This window comes from Flavobacterium sp. IMCC34852, assembly GCF_030643905.1.
Lineage (GTDB): Bacteria > Bacteroidota > Bacteroidia > Flavobacteriales > Flavobacteriaceae > Flavobacterium > Flavobacterium rivulicola.
Window position 1 is genome coordinate 784,931 of record NZ_CP121446.1, and the last position, 15,976, is coordinate 800,906.

At 38.9% G+C, this 15,976-nt stretch carries 9 protein-coding genes, 1 tRNA gene and 1 pseudogene; 6 read left to right on the top strand and 5 right to left on the bottom strand.

The window, feature by feature from the left end:
- Nucleotides 1-90 precede the first annotated feature (90 nt).
- Together P7V56_RS03540 and P7V56_RS03545 are read left to right on the top strand one after the other, a co-directional pair.
- Nucleotides 91-1,713, top strand: a complete 1,623-nt coding sequence (locus P7V56_RS03540; RefSeq protein ID WP_171221056.1) for an ATP-binding protein — start codon at nt 91-93, stop codon at nt 1,711-1,713.
- A gap of 229 nt (nt 1,714-1,942) precedes the next feature.
- A complete protein-coding gene (locus P7V56_RS03545) occupies nt 1,943-5,032 on the top strand; it encodes a phage tail-like protein (RefSeq protein WP_171221055.1) in 3,090 nt (1,029 codons plus the stop codon).
- Nucleotides 5,033-5,166: 134 nt separating this feature from the next.
- Here P7V56_RS03545 and mgtE read toward each other — a convergent pair whose 3' ends face one another.
- The 5 genes from mgtE to serS form a co-directional block, all read right to left on the bottom strand.
- Nucleotides 5,167-6,519 carry a magnesium transporter gene (gene mgtE / locus P7V56_RS03550; RefSeq protein WP_171221054.1) on the bottom strand — a complete coding sequence of 451 codons (1,353 nt, stop codon included), beginning with the start codon at nt 6,517-6,519 and terminating at the stop codon, nt 5,167-5,169.
- Nucleotides 6,509-7,288 carry a 16S rRNA (adenine(1518)-N(6)/adenine(1519)-N(6))-dimethyltransferase RsmA gene (gene rsmA, locus P7V56_RS03555; RefSeq protein ID WP_171221053.1) on the bottom strand — a complete coding sequence of 260 codons (780 nt, stop codon included), beginning with the start codon at nt 7,286-7,288 and terminating at the stop codon, nt 6,509-6,511. Before rsmA ends, mgtE begins: the two co-directional genes overlap by 11 nt.
- Nucleotides 7,289-7,373: 85 nt before the next feature.
- A complete protein-coding gene (locus P7V56_RS03560) occupies nt 7,374-7,685 on the bottom strand; it encodes a DUF4286 family protein (protein WP_171221052.1) in 312 nt (103 codons plus the stop codon).
- 43 nt (nt 7,686-7,728) lie between these two features.
- Nucleotides 7,729-9,507, bottom strand: coding sequence for a tetratricopeptide repeat protein (locus P7V56_RS03565; protein ID WP_171221051.1), 1,779 nt, complete (start codon nt 9,505-9,507; stop codon nt 7,729-7,731).
- 80 nt (nt 9,508-9,587) lie between these two features.
- On the bottom strand, nt 9,588-10,859 hold the full coding sequence (gene serS / locus P7V56_RS03570) for a serine--tRNA ligase (RefSeq protein ID WP_171221050.1): 1,272 nt from the start codon (nt 10,857-10,859) through the stop codon (nt 9,588-9,590).
- A 178-nt stretch (nt 10,860-11,037) separates the two neighbouring features.
- Between serS and P7V56_RS03575 the strand changes: the two genes are divergently transcribed.
- The 4 genes and pseudogenes from P7V56_RS03575 to P7V56_RS03590 form a co-directional block, all read left to right on the top strand.
- Nucleotides 11,038-12,957, top strand: a complete 1,920-nt coding sequence (locus P7V56_RS03575; protein WP_171221049.1) for a M1 family metallopeptidase — start codon at nt 11,038-11,040, stop codon at nt 12,955-12,957.
- Between the two features lie 77 nt (nt 12,958-13,034).
- Nucleotides 13,035-14,378, top strand: coding sequence for an RIP metalloprotease RseP (gene rseP, locus P7V56_RS03580; protein ID WP_171221048.1), 1,344 nt, complete (start codon nt 13,035-13,037; stop codon nt 14,376-14,378).
- An 83-nt stretch (nt 14,379-14,461) separates the two neighbouring features.
- A tRNA-Asn gene (locus P7V56_RS03585) sits at nt 14,462-14,535 on the top strand.
- Nucleotides 14,536-15,204: 669 nt separating this feature from the next.
- A pseudogene (locus tag P7V56_RS03590) lies at nt 15,205-15,942 on the top strand (glycoside hydrolase family 16 protein); the annotation flags it as partial.
- Nucleotides 15,943-15,976 lie beyond the last annotated feature (34 nt).

Below are 15,976 nucleotides of genomic sequence, written 5' to 3' on the forward strand. Positions count from 1 at the left end.
TTGGCAGCTCAAAGTCCGATGGAGAAAAAGAAGTTGAATCAACTAAAAGCTTGTCAAGATAATCCTTGTAAGGTGAAAAGGACTTTTCTTATGGCCGAGCATTTTTTGGAAACTGATGACATCGAATCTTCTCAAAAATGGTTGCAAAAAACCAAAGATTTAGTATCGCCAAAGGTTACTGATACCACAACTGTTTTTATTCACAGTCTGCAGTCGGAATTGTTTTACTACATGGGATTGTTTCAGTTTGGGACTTACGAAGCCAAGAAAGGAATCGAAAAAGCCAAGCAACTCAATGACAGTACACTTATAGCAGATTCCTATTTCTTTCTGGGAATTAACCAAATGGAAATTAATGCTTTTAAAGAAGCCCATCAGTCGCTTTGGCAATCGAGAAATTTTTATCCGAAGCAATGGGCCAAAAAGTACATCAGAAGTTGCATCCAAAACGAGCATATCTACAATAATATTGCCCAATTGAAATTCAAAACCCGTGAATTAGATTCTGCTTTTTGGTACAACAAAAAAGCCTACCAAATGGCTCTACAAAACAACAGTAAGCGTGGAATCCCGAATGCAGAGCAAACTTTCGGTCAGATTTACTACACCAAAAAGCAAAAAGACAGCGCGATTTATTATTTCCAAAAAAGCGTACAATCCGCCCAAAAAAGTGTTTACTATGATATCGTTTTATTAAACTACGCTTATTTGATGGAATGCTATCAGGGAAACCCTGCATTGAGCGATTCGTGGTTTACCAAAGGAACCGATTTAATGAAGCAAAGAATCGTAAACATCGCTTTTCAAAGGTATTTTTACAACATAGCCTTATCGGTTTTTAAAGCCAATAACCAAGTCGAAAAAGCGGCCTATGTGCAAGATAAAATCATAGCCATTGATGATGAAACTCGATTAAAAGGAAACTTTTTCATACAAGACATTACCACGCAATATGCCCAGAATGAAAACAAACTTCTCAATCTTCAAATAGATGAACTGACCCAAGAAAGAAGATACACCTTTTTGCAATTGATAGCGGCACTTTTGGGTGTTTTGTTGTCGGTTTTATTCATTATTATTATTCGAAGAAAAAATAAAGTGCAACAAACCTTATTGAACCAAAAAAATGACATCAGCAAAGATTTGCATGACGATATAGGAAGCGGCTTGAGCAGTATTTTAATTCATGCTGACTTGCTGCTCAAGGACAAAAATGCCGAAGAAAAACAAAAGGTTTTGGCCAATAAAATTGTTCAAACCGGTAAAGAAATTTCCCAACAGCTTAACACTTTTATTTGGTCTTTGAATAATGACAATAATGGTTTGCAAAGTTTTGCGGAATACGTAAAACAATACGGAATGAATTTATTGGAAAGTACCGATATCGAATTTGAATTCACCACCAATATTGCGTCAAAAGAGACTATGGTTATTAACGGCAACCAAAGAAAACATTTGTTCATGTGTGTCAAAGAGTTGCTTAATAATGCCGTCAAACACGCCAAGGCTACCCAAATTGAGGTAGCGATTAATGCCAAGGATAAAAATGTTTTGGAGATAATGGTCCGCGATAACGGTCAAGGAATGAACAAAGAAAACCAGTTTGGTAACGGAATCACCAACGTTAAAAAGAGAGTAGAATTATTAGGCGGAAAGGTAATCTTTGACCAGCAAGCCGGACTCCAAGTAACCATCAATATTCCGTTAAAATAAACAAAGTGGTAATGGTCGTCATTAAGTTTAGATACGCCTTTTGGCGTATTTTTTATTTTTAATCGAATTCGGAATTCCCCTGTTTTAGAGTGTTTAGGGTCTTTTTTGATAAAGTTTAGTATGACAAATATCGTATTGTGAATGTTGATTTAATGAATGAATTTTAGGCATCTTTTTCTACAGTTAATTGGTAACTGTTTGAAAAGCAATCTGCTAAAAGTTCATCACCATGATAAAAAAAATACTACTGTCGTTAATAATTCTTTCAGGATTCGAAAGCAAAGCACAAGTTGGGATCAACACTACAACGCCCAAAGCCCAACTCGAAATCAAATCCTCCAACGAAGCCACGCCGGCCAATAACGATGGTTTGTTAATCCCAAAAATAAATGCCTTTCCGGTGACGAACCCAACGGCTGACCAACAAGGAATGTTAGTGTATTTAACTACTACAGTGGGTGCCAACACACCTGGGTTTTATTTTTGGAACAACCCAACAACAGCTTGGCTTCCTGTAAAAGGAACTGATGGCGGAACACTAGACCAAGCCTACGATTTTGGCGGAGCCGGAAACGGAAGAACCATAACCGCTGATGCGGGCGCAGTCACCATAGCCGGAACAGACGGTTTGGTTTCAACAGGAATTTCTGGAAGTGGTGCTCTGGCACCTTCAGGAGCCGGAACCAGAATGGTTTGGAATCCGAGGAAAGCTGCTTTTAGAGCTGGTGGTGTTAGTGGAACGCAATGGGATGATGCCAATATTGGCAGTGGTTCTGTTGCTTTTTCCGGAGGAACAGCTTCAGGATCTAGTTCCTTTGCAGGAGCAGGATCAACAGCTTCAGCAACTAATTCCTTTGCAGGAGCAGGAGGCACAGCAAACGGACAAAGTTCTGTTGCCTTCGGTCAAGGAACCGTTGTCAATAGTGTAGATTCGATAGCGGCCGGATTTTTTTGTACAACATCTTCATCAAGATCTGTTGCATTTGGGAGTGTTAATACAGCTAGTGGTTCCAGTTCAACTGTTTTTGGAGAAAATTCAACAGCAAGTGGAGGAACAGCAACGGCTTTTGGGAACTCTAATGTTGCCAGTGGAAATATTGCTACAGCATTTGGTAGAAATAATACGGCTTTCAGTTATGGTGAAACTGTTTTAGGAATCGGCGCCACCACTTACACCCCATCAACAAATGGCGCCACACAATTTAGAGCTGCTAATGCCACTGACAGATTATTTGTAATTGGGAATGCCATTGATGCCGATAATGACAATACCGTAGATTTGGCTGAAAGAAGCGATGCGATGGTGGTTTTGAAAAATGGAAGCACCGGTATTGGAACATCTACACCAAATGCCTTACTAGATGTAGCTTCAAACAATAAAGGTGTCATGGTGCCCAGAGTATCTTTGACCTCAGCCAATGTTGCCAGTCCAATAATTAATCCAAATGGAGGAGCTTTACCGGAAAGTACATTAGTATATAATACTGCTACTGCTGGGGCAGGAGCTAATGAAGTCACCCCTGGTTTTCATTATTGGGATGGAACTAAATGGGTAAAATTGGAGGAGAATAATGGGAAAACCAAATATTATACAGCCATTGGAACTTCCAGTATAGTAGGAGTAGGTTCTGCAAAAACACCAATGTCACAAATGCAAATTACTTTTACTCCAAAGTCTAGTGTGGTTTTAGTGAGTTTTTCAGCTTCAGGAAACAATACTTCTCCAGGCACTTTTTCTGATTTTCAATCAGTTGTTTTCTTTGATTTGTTGTTGAATGGATCATTGGTTAAAGGATTTCAAACATCAGAGGTAAATACCGACGAATCTGTGGGCAGAACCACTTGGGACACTAATATTTTATACCCAGTAACAGTTACTCCTTTTGTGACACAAACCATCTCTATTAATTGGGCTAGTAGTACTAGTATTGCGGCTAATATTACAACCCCAATCTCTATACCAAGCTCCTCACTTACCTTAAATTCACATAGGGTTTTGAGTGTAATTGATCCCGAAGGTGGTGGAGGAATTGTAACACCTATTACACCTCCGGTTACCAATCAGTTTTGGAGTATAAACGGGAATTCAGGTACGAATTCTTCAACCAATTTTATGGGAACTCTAGACAATCAAGATGTTGTGTTTAGAAGGAACGGTGCATTATCTGGTAGATTAAATAGTTCAAATACTTCATTTGGCGTCAATAGTTTATTAAATATAACTTCAGGAACGGGAAATACTGCTATTGGGACTTCTGCATTTTCTTCTTTAACGACAGGCTCAAACAATACCGCCATTGGATCATTTGCTAATATAAGTTCATCTTTAAACAATGCCACTGCAATAGGTGCAAGAGCTTCAGTTAGTGTGGATAATAGTTTAGTTTTAGGAAGCGTAAATGGTGTCAATGGTGCAACAGCAACTGTTAATGTAGGTATCGGGACTACCACACCACAGGAAAGATTACACGTCGCCGGAAAAGCATTTTTAACAGATGGTTTTTCTGCCGATAATGCCGCTTTAATTTACAGAAATAATACAGATTATATGTTCCTCGGACCTCAATCAGGGAGTAGTGCAAACGGTGCAGCTATGGCGCTTTTTGGCAGTACCAATACAGCCGGAGGTAATGCCGGTGGTATTGATTTTAATGTTCCGGGTAGTCAGGTTAGGATGAATCATACTAATGGGAGTTATGTTTTTAGAGCCAATAGCACAAGCGGTTATACAGCTACTTTTGAATTGAATGATGTTGGGTTGCAGATTGGTCACAATTCAGCCGGTAGAGATGTTGTATTTAATACGGCCAGTACAGAGCGAATGCGTTTGACTGCTGCCGGGCGCGTTGGTATTGGTACTACAGCTCCGGGCGGACAATTGGAACTTTCTTTAAACGAAGGCAGAAAACCAACTTCTAATACTTGGACCATTCCGTCTGATGCAAGATTAAAAAATGTGGACGGCATTTATCAAAAAGGATTAACAGAAATTCTGCAGTTGAAACCCATTCAATATCATTATAAAAACACTGATAAAAAAAGTTTTGATCCCAAAGTTTTGGAAAAAGAAGCTTATGGTTTTTTGGCACAAGAAGTACAACAAATTTTTCCGGAAGCAGTTGGAACCGACGCTGATGGCTATTTGAATTTTGATTTACATCCTATTTTAGTAGCTTACACGAATGCTTTCAAAGAGCTGCATTTAAAAAATCAAGCTGCTGAAAATAAAAACCGCGAATTGGAACTGAAGTTGCAATCGCAAGAACAAATCATCAATAATCTTATTGAACGTTTGGAGAAACTGGAAGCCAAAAACTAAAAAACGTAATCGGGAAGCAGTGGTATTTTTGGTTATAAGAAAGAAATATTTTCTAAATAGCCCCGATAGCAGCGAGCTACCGTGTAGCGCGAATAGCGGGAAGATAAGTGTAATGAAGCAGGAAGCATCTGCTCCTAAAACCCTAAAATCAATTTGGCAATCGAGAAGTAAATTAATATCCCGCAAATGTCATTGCTGGTGGTGATGAATGGTCCTGTTGCCAAGGCCGGGTCAATATTGAATCGGTGCAGTAATAACGGCACAAAAGTTCCGATAAGTGAAGCAATGATAATTACCGAAATCAGCGCTATGGTTACAATCTCTCCGATGATTAATTCCACATTTAAAAGGAAATGACTTCCGACAAATAGTATCGAGGCCAATATGATTCCGTTAAGCAAACTCAACGACACTTCTTTGATCAAACGATTCCATAACGAGCCGCTGATGGATTGATTGGCCAAACCTTGTACGATAATCGCAGAAGATTGTACCCCAACATTTCCGGCCATCGCCGCAATTAGTGGTGTGAAGAAAAATAAGTTTCCGTGATTGTTCATCGCACCGCCAAACAACCCCAAGACTCTAACACTGATAAATCCGCCACAAAGGGCCAAAACCAACCAAGGCAAACGCGCTCGGGTTAAGTCGAGGATGCTGTCATCGGCCTCTACGTCTTGCGAGATACCGGCCGCTAATTGGTAATCTTTATCGGCTTCTTCCTTAATTACGTCTACGATATCGTCAATGGTGATTCTACCAACTAAGCGTCCCATTTCATCTACTACGGGAATGGCTTCTAAGTCATATTTTTGCATGATGCGAGCGACATCGGTGTTGGGCATGTCTACTCGAACATAATCTACTTTTTTGATATACACTTGGCTGATAGGCGTTTTGGTGGAAGTGGTCAATAAATCTTTTAAAGACAATCTTCCTTTTAAACGGTTTTCGTCATCTACCACATAAATCGAATGCACGCGAGTGACATTTTCCGCTTGAATTCGCATTTCTTTTACGCAAGTTAGCACATTCCAATTTTCATTGACTTTCACCAACTCTTTTCCCATCAAACCTCCGGCAGTGTCTTCGTCGTAACGCAACAAATCGACAATGTCTTTGGCGTGTTCAACGTCTTCTAATTCGGAGATTACTTCTTCTTTTTTGCTTTGTGAAAGTTCGGCAATAATGTCGGCTGCGTCATCGGTGTCTAATTCGTCAAGCTCTTCCGCAATTTCTTTGGCCGAAAGCCCTTGGAGGATTTTTTCACGCAAATCATCTTCCAACTCGGGAAGAATTTCAGCGGTAATTTCACTGTCCAGGATTTTAAAAATATAGGTGGCTTCAGCCGTTTCCAATTCCTCAAAAATCTCCGCGATATCGGCATGGTGCATGTCATTCAACAACACTTCCAATTCTTGGTCATTTTTGTCGTGAATGAGTTGCTCGATTTGCGCTAAGAGTTCTTTGCTGATTTTAAACTGCATGGGCTTCTATTTTTTGGGTGAGTTCGATGAACTGCTCCACAGTTAATTGTTCGGGACGGAGGTCAAAGATAGTATCTTCTTTTAAATTATCCGACAGGTTAAACGATTTTAGACTGTTCCGCAACGTTTTTCGACGTTGTTGAAAACCGGTCTTAACCACAGTAAAGAATAATTTTTCATTACAAGGCAAATGAAAATCCGCTTTTCGGCGTAAGCGCAACACACCCGATTTTACTTTGGGTGGCGGATTGAAAACATGTTCGTGCACGGTAAACAAATACTCAGCCTCATAAAAAGCTTGCACTAAAACCGATAGAATGCCATAGACTTTGCTGCCTTTTTTGGAACAAATTCTTTCGGCGACTTCTTTTTGGAACATACCCGAAAACTCAGGAACTTGTTCGCGCAAGTCCAAACATTTGAACACAATTTGAGACGAAATATTATAAGGAAAGTTTCCGGTGATGGCAAAAGGTTGGCCTTTAAAAACCTCGTTGATGTCGTACTTTAAAAAATCTTTAGAAATGATTTTCCCGTGCAACTTTGGGTAATGCGCATTCAAATATTCCACCGATTCGGTGTCAATTTCAATCACATAAGTTGTGGTGGGTTTCTCCAAAAGATATTTGGTCAGTACGCCCATTCCCGGACCGATTTCCAATACGTTGTCATAACCTTCAAGACTGAGCGTGTCGGCGATGTCTTTGGCGATGCTTTCATCGGTTAAGAAATGTTGCCCCAGGTGTTTTTTGGCTTTTACTTGGTTCATTTAGATTGTTAGATTGTTAGATTGTTAGATTATTAGACTCTTTTCTAAGAAGTCTAAGCTAGTCTAAGAAGTCTAAATTAGTCTGTTAATGATCAGAAATCAATTCTAATTCCGTTCTGAAAGCCAGCATTTTGTCTCCAAAAAGCCGGTTTCCTTCTTCGCGTAATCTTGGGGCATCTTCCTCGTAATATTTCTGTAAGGTTTCTTTCGAATCGGTACAATATTGAATAGAATAAGTGGTTCCGCCCATTTCTTCTTCGATCAAAACTTTAACCATTCGTGCCGAAGAAAATTTTCCGGTAGCTAAGACATCGTTAATATGTTTTTCCTGCATCCAACGCATCCATTGGTCGTGAACGCTTTCGTGTATGTTGATGGTAACGTTGTATAAAATCATGTCAAAGGGATTTGTTAATCTGGTTATTTGGTGATTTGAGGTTTTAAAGATTAGTATCGCCTCTTAATTTTCGGTATTTATTCCGCGAGTCTACGAAGTAAATACTGTCTTCGTGTTTGAAGATGATTTCTTCATAAAGCGGTTTGGCTTTTTCAACATCGCTTAAATGGAGATTATATATTTCGGCCGAATAATACAATGCTTCATCTACATAAATACTTTCTTTGTGATTGGTGATGATATTGTTGTAATACTCTAAAGCTTTGGTGTAATCTCCCATTTTTTCATAGGTTTTACCAATGCGCAATAGCGTTACCGCTTCAATTTCTTCGCCTTTGTGTTCTTTTAAAATGAGTTGGAATTGCTCCAAAGACGCCACTTTTTTATTTTGGTATAACAAAAAATCAGCGCGGGCAAACTTCTTCAATGCCACTTGGGTCGAATCTTCTACGGTATTGTCACTGATTAATAAAAACAAATCCAAAGCATCATTGGCAATCAGTTGGGATGCCGCCGATTTTAGTACTTTCAGTTGATGTGTTGCCCATTCAAAATCGCCTTTGTAGTAACTGGTTTTGGCGGTTTTTAACTGTGCTTCCTGACCGGTGATATCGCCTGTCATGTCTTCTCCTACTTGAGAATAATAAATTAAGGCTTGGTTGTATTTTTCTTCCAATAAGAGGATATCGGCGAGTTGCATTTTGAGTTCGGCCAATTGGTAACGGTTGATAGGCATTTCCATGGCATTTTTCAAAATCACTTTGGCTTTTTCGGGATTGTTCAAGTGAAAGGCCGTGAAATCGGCTTCCAACTCGAGCAGTGATAAAGTGTACGGACTAACGCCGAATTCTTTGATAAGTTTATCCAGTTCGGCAGTGATAGCTACATAATCTTTATCGGTGGCATGATCAATTTTCATTTCCATCAAATAGGAATGCGCCTGAATTAACAGCTCTAAATCGTTGGTATTTTCTAAAACAAAAGTCAAGATTTCTTTAGCCGAATCTTGGTCGTTATCGGCTATGGCCATTTCACCCAAATTGACAATGTTGCCAAAGGATTCCGGATTTCTTTTGTAAATGGCTTTTTGTTGCACGAAAGCCTTGCCGTATTCTTTGAGCTGCACAAAATACCAACTCAGAAAATCATTCCAAAAGACATCTTGGGTTTTTTGGGTTCTGATAAGTAAGGCTTTTTTTAAAGTGTCATTAAAATTTTCATCACCGTCTTCGGTCATGAATCGCGAGAGTTGGTTTTGAATAATAGGCAAGTTTTGCGGATTTTGATAGGCTTCTAATAAATAGGTTTCTATCATCAAATCGGTTTCGCCTTTTTGACCGTAGAGCATGGCCATTTGGAAATTAAAACTCAATTTAGGATCGGTTTCAATAGCGGTTTTATAGGCCAAAAGCGCAAAATCAAACAAAGCCTTTCTTTCGAAAGTATAGGCAATACCATAAGCTTCAGGAGCGTGTTTTTTGATTTTGTCAATCGCCTGATTGTAATACTTATTGGCTTTGTCTTGGTTTTTTTGCAATTGGTAATTATAACCTAAATCAATCAAAAGACTACTTTGACGGTATTTATTTAGTCTTTCCTCTATAGCTTTTTCGGCTTTGTCAAATTGTTGCAACTGTTGGTAACACTCAATAACTCTTTGAAAATAATTCGAGTTGCCGGCTTGGGTTTTGAGCAATTCTTCATAGCTGACTAAGGCTTTTTCAAATTCGCCTCGGTCAAAATAATTGTTGGCCAACTGCTCGTTTTGCGCCGAAGCCCAAAGCGAGAGGAATAAGAAAGCTATGGAGAGAATTTTTTTCATGTTTCTGATTAAACGAACAATGTACTAAAGTAACACTTTTTGTGCTCCGTTAGTACATTGTTTACTAAAGATTAACTTATTTAGTTAATGATATCAAAACCGGTGTAAGGACGCAATACTTCAGGGATTACGATACCTTCCGGCGTTTGGTAATTTTCAAGGATTCCGGCTAAGACTCTTGGCAAGGCTAGTGAACTTCCGTTCAAAGTATGCGCTAATTGGGTTTTGCCGTCTTTTCCTTTGAAACGCAATTTCAAACGGTTGGCCTGATAGGTTTCAAAATTGGAAACAGAAGAGATTTCTAACCAACGGTCTTGAGCTGTAGAAAACACTTCAAAATCGTAGGTCAAAGCAGAAGCAAATCCCATGTCACCGCCACACAGGCGTAATATTCTGTAAGGTAATTTCAATTCTTGCAAAATGTTTTTCACATGTTCTACCATGCCGTCAAGCGCTTCATGTGATTTGTCAGGATGTTCTATTCGCACGATTTCTACTTTGTCAAATTGGTGTAAACGGTTCAAGCCGCGAACGTGTGCGCCCCAAGAACCTGCTTCTCTTCTGAAACAAGGGGTATAACCTGTGGCCAAAATAGGCAAATCTTTTTCCTGAAGGATTACATCGCGGTAAATATTAGTCACCGGAACTTCGGCCGTAGGAATTAAATACAAATCGTCTTTATCATCGTGGTACATTTGGCCTTCTTTATCCGGTAATTGTCCGGTTCCGTATGCTGAGGCTTCATTTACCATGTGCGGCACTTGAAATTCTTGGTAACCGGCGTCGGTATTTTTATCTAAAAAATAAGAGATTAATGCGCGTTGCAATTTAGCTCCTTTACCTTTATAGACCGGGAAACCGGGAGCCGTAATTTTGGTGCCCAATTCGAAATCGATGATGTCGTATTTTTTTATCAAATCCCAATGCGGTAAGGCACCTTCATGCAATACCGGAATAGCGCCTTCTTGAAACACATTAATATTGTCATCGGCTGATTTTCCGGGCGGAACGATGTCGGCCGGGGTATTGGGTAGCAAATACATTTTTTGGGTTAGCTCGGAGGTAAAAATATCTAATTTCTCTGCTAATTCTTTGCTGGTTTCTTTGAGCTGACTTGTTTTTTGTTTTAGGATTTCGGCTTTGGCTTTTTCACCGTTTTTCATCATTTCGCCAATGGCTGAGGATAGTTTGTTGGCTTCCGCCAAAGTGTTGTCAAGAGCTACTTGTGTGCTTCTTCTGTTTTCGTCTAATTGAATGGCTTCTTCAACAATTGTTGTAGCGTCCATATTTCTTTTGGCCAAAGCGGCAAGCACTTTTTCCTTGTTTTCTCTGATGTAACTAATTTGTAACATGACTGTTTTCTTTATAAGCACGCAAATTTAATGAAATGTTTGATAAAACCTTTCGGATGCCGAAAAACTTCCTTGTCTTAAAAGAATTACAATCAACGGTATGTCTTTTATTTATCATTATTTTGACATTCAGATACTTCAATAATTGTTATATTCGCAAAAAAATCAATTGCTGTTTATGAAAAAGTATTACTTTTTATTATTTTATTTTACAATTTCACTTGTTTTTTCCCAAGAGAATGTTGCGGAAATCGTTCGGATAGCTGAGTCGGAAATGAAATCGGCTTCACAGGTCATGAATTTTCAAGTCAATCCTAATACCTCTAATTACGACGTTACTTATCACAAGCTTGAATTGACAGTAAATCCTTCGGTTTATTTTATTGCCGGAAAAGTGACTACTTCGTTTACTGCTTTGGAGAATATGGGTACTGTGACGTTTGATTTGGCGAATGAGCTGGCGGTAACTTCTGTAAAACAGAACACTACAAATTTGAGTTATACCCAAAACGGAAATAATGAGTTGGTCGTTACGTTGCCTGCTACGTTAACCACCGGGAATTCGGCTACTTTAGAAATTATCTATTCGGGCGAACCACCGCAGAATGCTTTTGAAGCTTTTGCTATTAATGTCCATTCGGGTGCTGCCGGAATGTGGACACTTTCGGAACCTTACGGTGCACGTGATTGGTGGCCTTGCAAACAAGATTTAAATGATAAAATCAGCACTATCGATGTTTATATAACAGCGCCAAGTCAGTATGTAAGTGTGGCTAACGGGATGGAGCAATCCCAAGTAGTCAATGGGAACGGAACAAAAACAACACATTTCCATCACGGTTATCCGATACCCGCTTATTTGATAGCTTTTGCGGTCACCAATTATCAGGTTTATACCCAAACTGCAGGAACTGCTCCCAATACATTTCCGATAGTTAATTATATTTATCCTGAAAGCTATACTTCTGCCGTAAGTGCATTGGCCCAAACGTTGCCGATAATGAATTTTTTTGAAACCACCTTTGAACCGTATCCGTTTCGAAATGAAAAATACGGACATGCACAATTTGGTTGGGGCGGAGGCATGGAGCACACCACGGTTTCTTTTATGGGCAATTTCAGTCGGGGTTTAATTGCACACGAATTGGCGCACCAATGGTTTGGCGACAAAATTACTTGCGGTACTTGGAAAGATATTTGGTTGAATGAAGGATTTGCAACGTACTTATCGGCTTTGGTTATTGAACATTTGGACGGACTTGCTGCTTTTGTCACCCAAAAAGGAGGAATGGTTAATTTTATTACTTCGAGTCCGGCCGGTAATCTTTATTTGACCGACGCACAAATCACCGATGTAGGAAGAATTTTCAATAGCCGATTGAGTTATAATAAAGGCGCCATGGTTTTAGAGATGTTGCGTTTTAAAATGGGTGACGTTGCTTTTTTTCAGGCATTGAGAAATTATTTAGCCGACACAAATTTGGCTTACGATTACGCTGTGACGACCGATTTAAAAGCGCATTTGGAAACGGTTTACGGTCAGAGTTTAACAGAGTTTTTTAATGATTGGGTATACAATCAAGGATATCCTACCTACACGATTACTGCTCAAAATTGGGGTTCAGGTCAGGCTCGATTTGTGGTGAACCAAACCCAATCAGATCCTTCGGTAACTTATTTTGAGATGCCGGTTCCGGTTAGAGTTCTTGGAGCCAATGGAGAAACGGCCGATTTAGTATTAGACAATACAACCAACGGACAGGTTTTTATAATGAATGTACCTTTTACCATCACCGGTGTTCAATTTGATCCAGAAGTGCATTTGATTTCCAAAAATTCTAATATCACTTTAGGAAATGAAACGTTTGTTTTAGAAAATGCCGTGGTCTTGTACCCTAACCCGAGTAGCAGCGAATTGCATATTCAAATGCCAGATAGTTTGGTTTTGGAAAAGGTTTTGATTTATAACAGTTTAGGGCAAAAAGTACTTGAAAACAACACCTTAGATTTAGAAGTAAGCCACTTATCGGCTGGAGTTCATTATGTGGAAATTCAAACATCTGAAGGGACGTATCATAAAAAATTCATAAAAAAATAATCAAAGACAAATATTGTATGCAGGAGTAAGGTGAAAACCTTACTTTTGTGCGTTTAAAAGAAATGAAACATTAAAAAATGGAAATTGCAATCAAACTTTCTCAGTTTTTGCTGAGCTTATCAATACTAATTATACTTCACGAATTAGGACACTTTATTCCTGCCAAATTATTCAAAACCAGAGTAGAGAAGTTTTATTTGTTTTTTGACATCAAATACTCCTTATTGAAAAAGAAAATCGGCGAGACGGAATATGGAATCGGTTGGTTGCCCTTAGGCGGTTATGTAAAAATTTCCGGAATGATTGATGAAAGTATGGATACCGAGCAAATGGCGCAAGAACCACAACCTTGGGAATTTCGTTCTAAACCGGCCTGGCAGCGTTTGATTATCATGTTAGGTGGTGTGACTGTAAATTTCATTTTGGCTTTTATCATTTACATTGGAATGACTTTTTTTTATGGAGAAAAGTACATCACTAATAGTGAAGTGAAAGATGGTGTTTGGGTGCAGAATACAGAATTGGAAAAAGCCGGAATCAAAACGGGAGATAAATTAGTAGCCATTGACGGCAAGGAAATTGTAAAGTTTGAGCCATCTATTAATATGGATGTTTTAATGGCTAAAACTGTTTTGGTCAGCCGCAACGGGGAAGAGAAGACCATTACACTTCCGAATAACTTCATAGGAAAGTTTATAGATCAAGACAAAAAGGGATTGATTGCACTTAGAATGCCTTTTGTGGTTGGGGGTTTACAGGATGATTCTCCCAACAAAGAGTTGAAAGCTAAAGATATTTTTGTTTCTATAAACGGTCAACCAACTAGGTATTTTGATCAGGTGGAGCCAATACTTACTGCTAATAAAGGAAAGCAATTACCGGCGGTTGTGTTGAGAGACCAAAAAGAAACCGCAATTACAGTTACGGTAAATAAACAAGGGAAATTAGGCGTAGCACTTGGCTCTATTAAAGAAGATAACCTGGAAAAATTAGGATATTATAAATTTAGCACAGAGACTTTTGGGTTCTTTGAATCCATTCCGGTAGGGATTGATAAGGGTTTTACCCAATTGGGTAATTACTGGAGACAATTGAAGCTTATCTTTAATCCAAGTACGGGAGCTTATAAAGGAGTAGGTGGATTTGCTGCAATTTATAATGTATTTCCGGATAGTTGGAGTTGGGAAGCTTTTTGGAGTATTACCGCTTTATTGTCAATTATGTTAGGGGTAATGAATTTATTGCCGATTCCTGCGCTTGATGGAGGTCATGTAATGTTTTTATTATACGAAATGATATCGGGAAAAAAACCAAGTGACAAGTTCCTGGAGAAGGCGCAATTGGTTGGCTTTGTACTACTTATTTCGCTGTTGTTGTTTGCCAATGGAAATGATATTTACAAGGCAATTGTAGGGAAGTAATATTTTTTGAAATTTTATTCGTTTTTATTTGCAAAAAATAAAATTCGTTCTATCTTTGCAACCGCTTAAAAGATATAACATCTTCCTCCTTAGCTCAGTTGGTTAGAGCATCTGACTGTTAATCAGAGGGTCCTTGGTTCGAGCCCAAGAGGGGGAGCAAAACAAAAGCCTGATACGAAAGTATCGGGCTTTTTTGTTTTCAAAAGAATCTTTAATCCATACATTACTATCATCCAAACCAGCTGCTTATAATCATCGTAAATTTTAAGGGATTGAAAATCTTAGTTTTCGGGCATGTTTAGCCTTGAAAATGACTCTTTTTTTTAAAACTGTATAGTTTTTATATACAAATACAATACCCTGTTACCGCAAATCTTTGGTTTATTTGTATTTAACAAATCAAAAATCAATTAAGATGAAAAAGCTTATAGTAACCTTCCTGTTGTTTTTTTCGATAGCGGCCGGTGCTCAATTCAATTATACCTCAACCGTAAAATACAGTGATGGTCAATTGGTTGTTAACAAAATAATTTCTTTGAGATTTAATATCAAGTTGGGTTCGGCCACCGGGACTACCGTTTACAGAGAGATGCAACATCCGCTAACGGATAATCAAGGAAATGTTGTGGTGGCTGTTGGAACAGGTGTTGCAGAATTGGGTAATTTTTCTCAAATCAATTGGGCTCAAGGCAATCACTACCTTACCGTAGAATTTTATACCGGTCCGGTTTCTTGTGAGTGGATTAATGTTCCTTTTGGCACGAGTGGTGAGATAGGTCAAATAGTTTCTTATTGTGGTGGAGAATATGTTTTCAATTCGTGTAATGTTTTTACTAATTTGGTGTGGTCAGACGAGTTTAACACTAATGGCGCGGTAAGCGCAACTAATTGGCACCATCAGACCCAGCTTCCCAATGGAAATAGTTGGTACAATGGTGAAGTGCAGCATTATACCAATCGTCAAGTTAATTCAAATGTTAATAACGGGGTTTTAAGCATAGTGGCCAAAAAGGAGACTTTTACTGATCAAGGACAGACTAAGCAATATACTTCGGCCAGATTGAATTCGAAATTTGCCTTTAAATATGGGCGAGTTGAGGTACGTGCCAAGTTGCCAACAGGAGCGGGAACATGGCCTGCTATTTGGATGTTGGGGAAAAATATTATTGAACCGGGAGCCTATTGGTCAAGCACTCACGGAACAACTTTTTGGCCGGCTTGTGGAGAAGTAGATATTATGGAGCATTGGGGTAATAATCAGAATTATGTTCAAAGCGCCATGCATACGCCTTCAAGTTTTGGCGGAACGGTTAATATTGGTGGACAAATTGTGTCAACCGCTTCCACTCAATTTCATATTTATACCCTTGAATGGACTTCTGAAAGGATGACATTTAGTGTAGATGGCTTAATACATTATGTTTATAATCCGACCGTTAAAGATGCTAATACATGGCCGTTTGATTCCGATCAGTATATTTTACTAAATGTGGCTATGCAACCTGCTATTGACCCGCTTTTTACTCAAAGTGCCATGGAAGTGGATTATGTAAGAGTGTATCAATAGTTTTCATATATAATACCTTTTTATTAAATAA

Coding starts and splice junctions, on each gene's coding strand:
- mgtE (WP_171221054.1), bottom strand. CDS start 6,519: ATGCAGTTTAAAATCAGCAAAGAACTCTTAGCGCAAATCGAGCAACTC.
- P7V56_RS03565 (WP_171221051.1), bottom strand. CDS start 9,507: ATGAAAAAAATTCTCTCCATAGCTTTCTTATTCCTCTCGCTTTGGGCT.
- P7V56_RS03560 (WP_171221052.1), bottom strand. CDS start 7,685: ATGATTTTATACAACGTTACCATCAACATACACGAAAGCGTTCACGAC.
- P7V56_RS03540 (WP_171221056.1), top strand. CDS start 91: ATGGCCGAGCATTTTTTGGAAACTGATGACATCGAATCTTCTCAAAAA.
- rsmA (WP_171221053.1), bottom strand. CDS start 7,288: ATGAACCAAGTAAAAGCCAAAAAACACCTGGGGCAACATTTCTTAACC.
- P7V56_RS03575 (WP_171221049.1), top strand. CDS start 11,038: ATGAAAAAGTATTACTTTTTATTATTTTATTTTACAATTTCACTTGTT.
- P7V56_RS03545 (WP_171221055.1), top strand. CDS start 1,943: ATGATAAAAAAAATACTACTGTCGTTAATAATTCTTTCAGGATTCGAA.
- rseP (WP_171221048.1), top strand. CDS start 13,035: ATGGAAATTGCAATCAAACTTTCTCAGTTTTTGCTGAGCTTATCAATA.
- serS (WP_171221050.1), bottom strand. CDS start 10,859: ATGTTACAAATTAGTTACATCAGAGAAAACAAGGAAAAAGTGCTTGCC.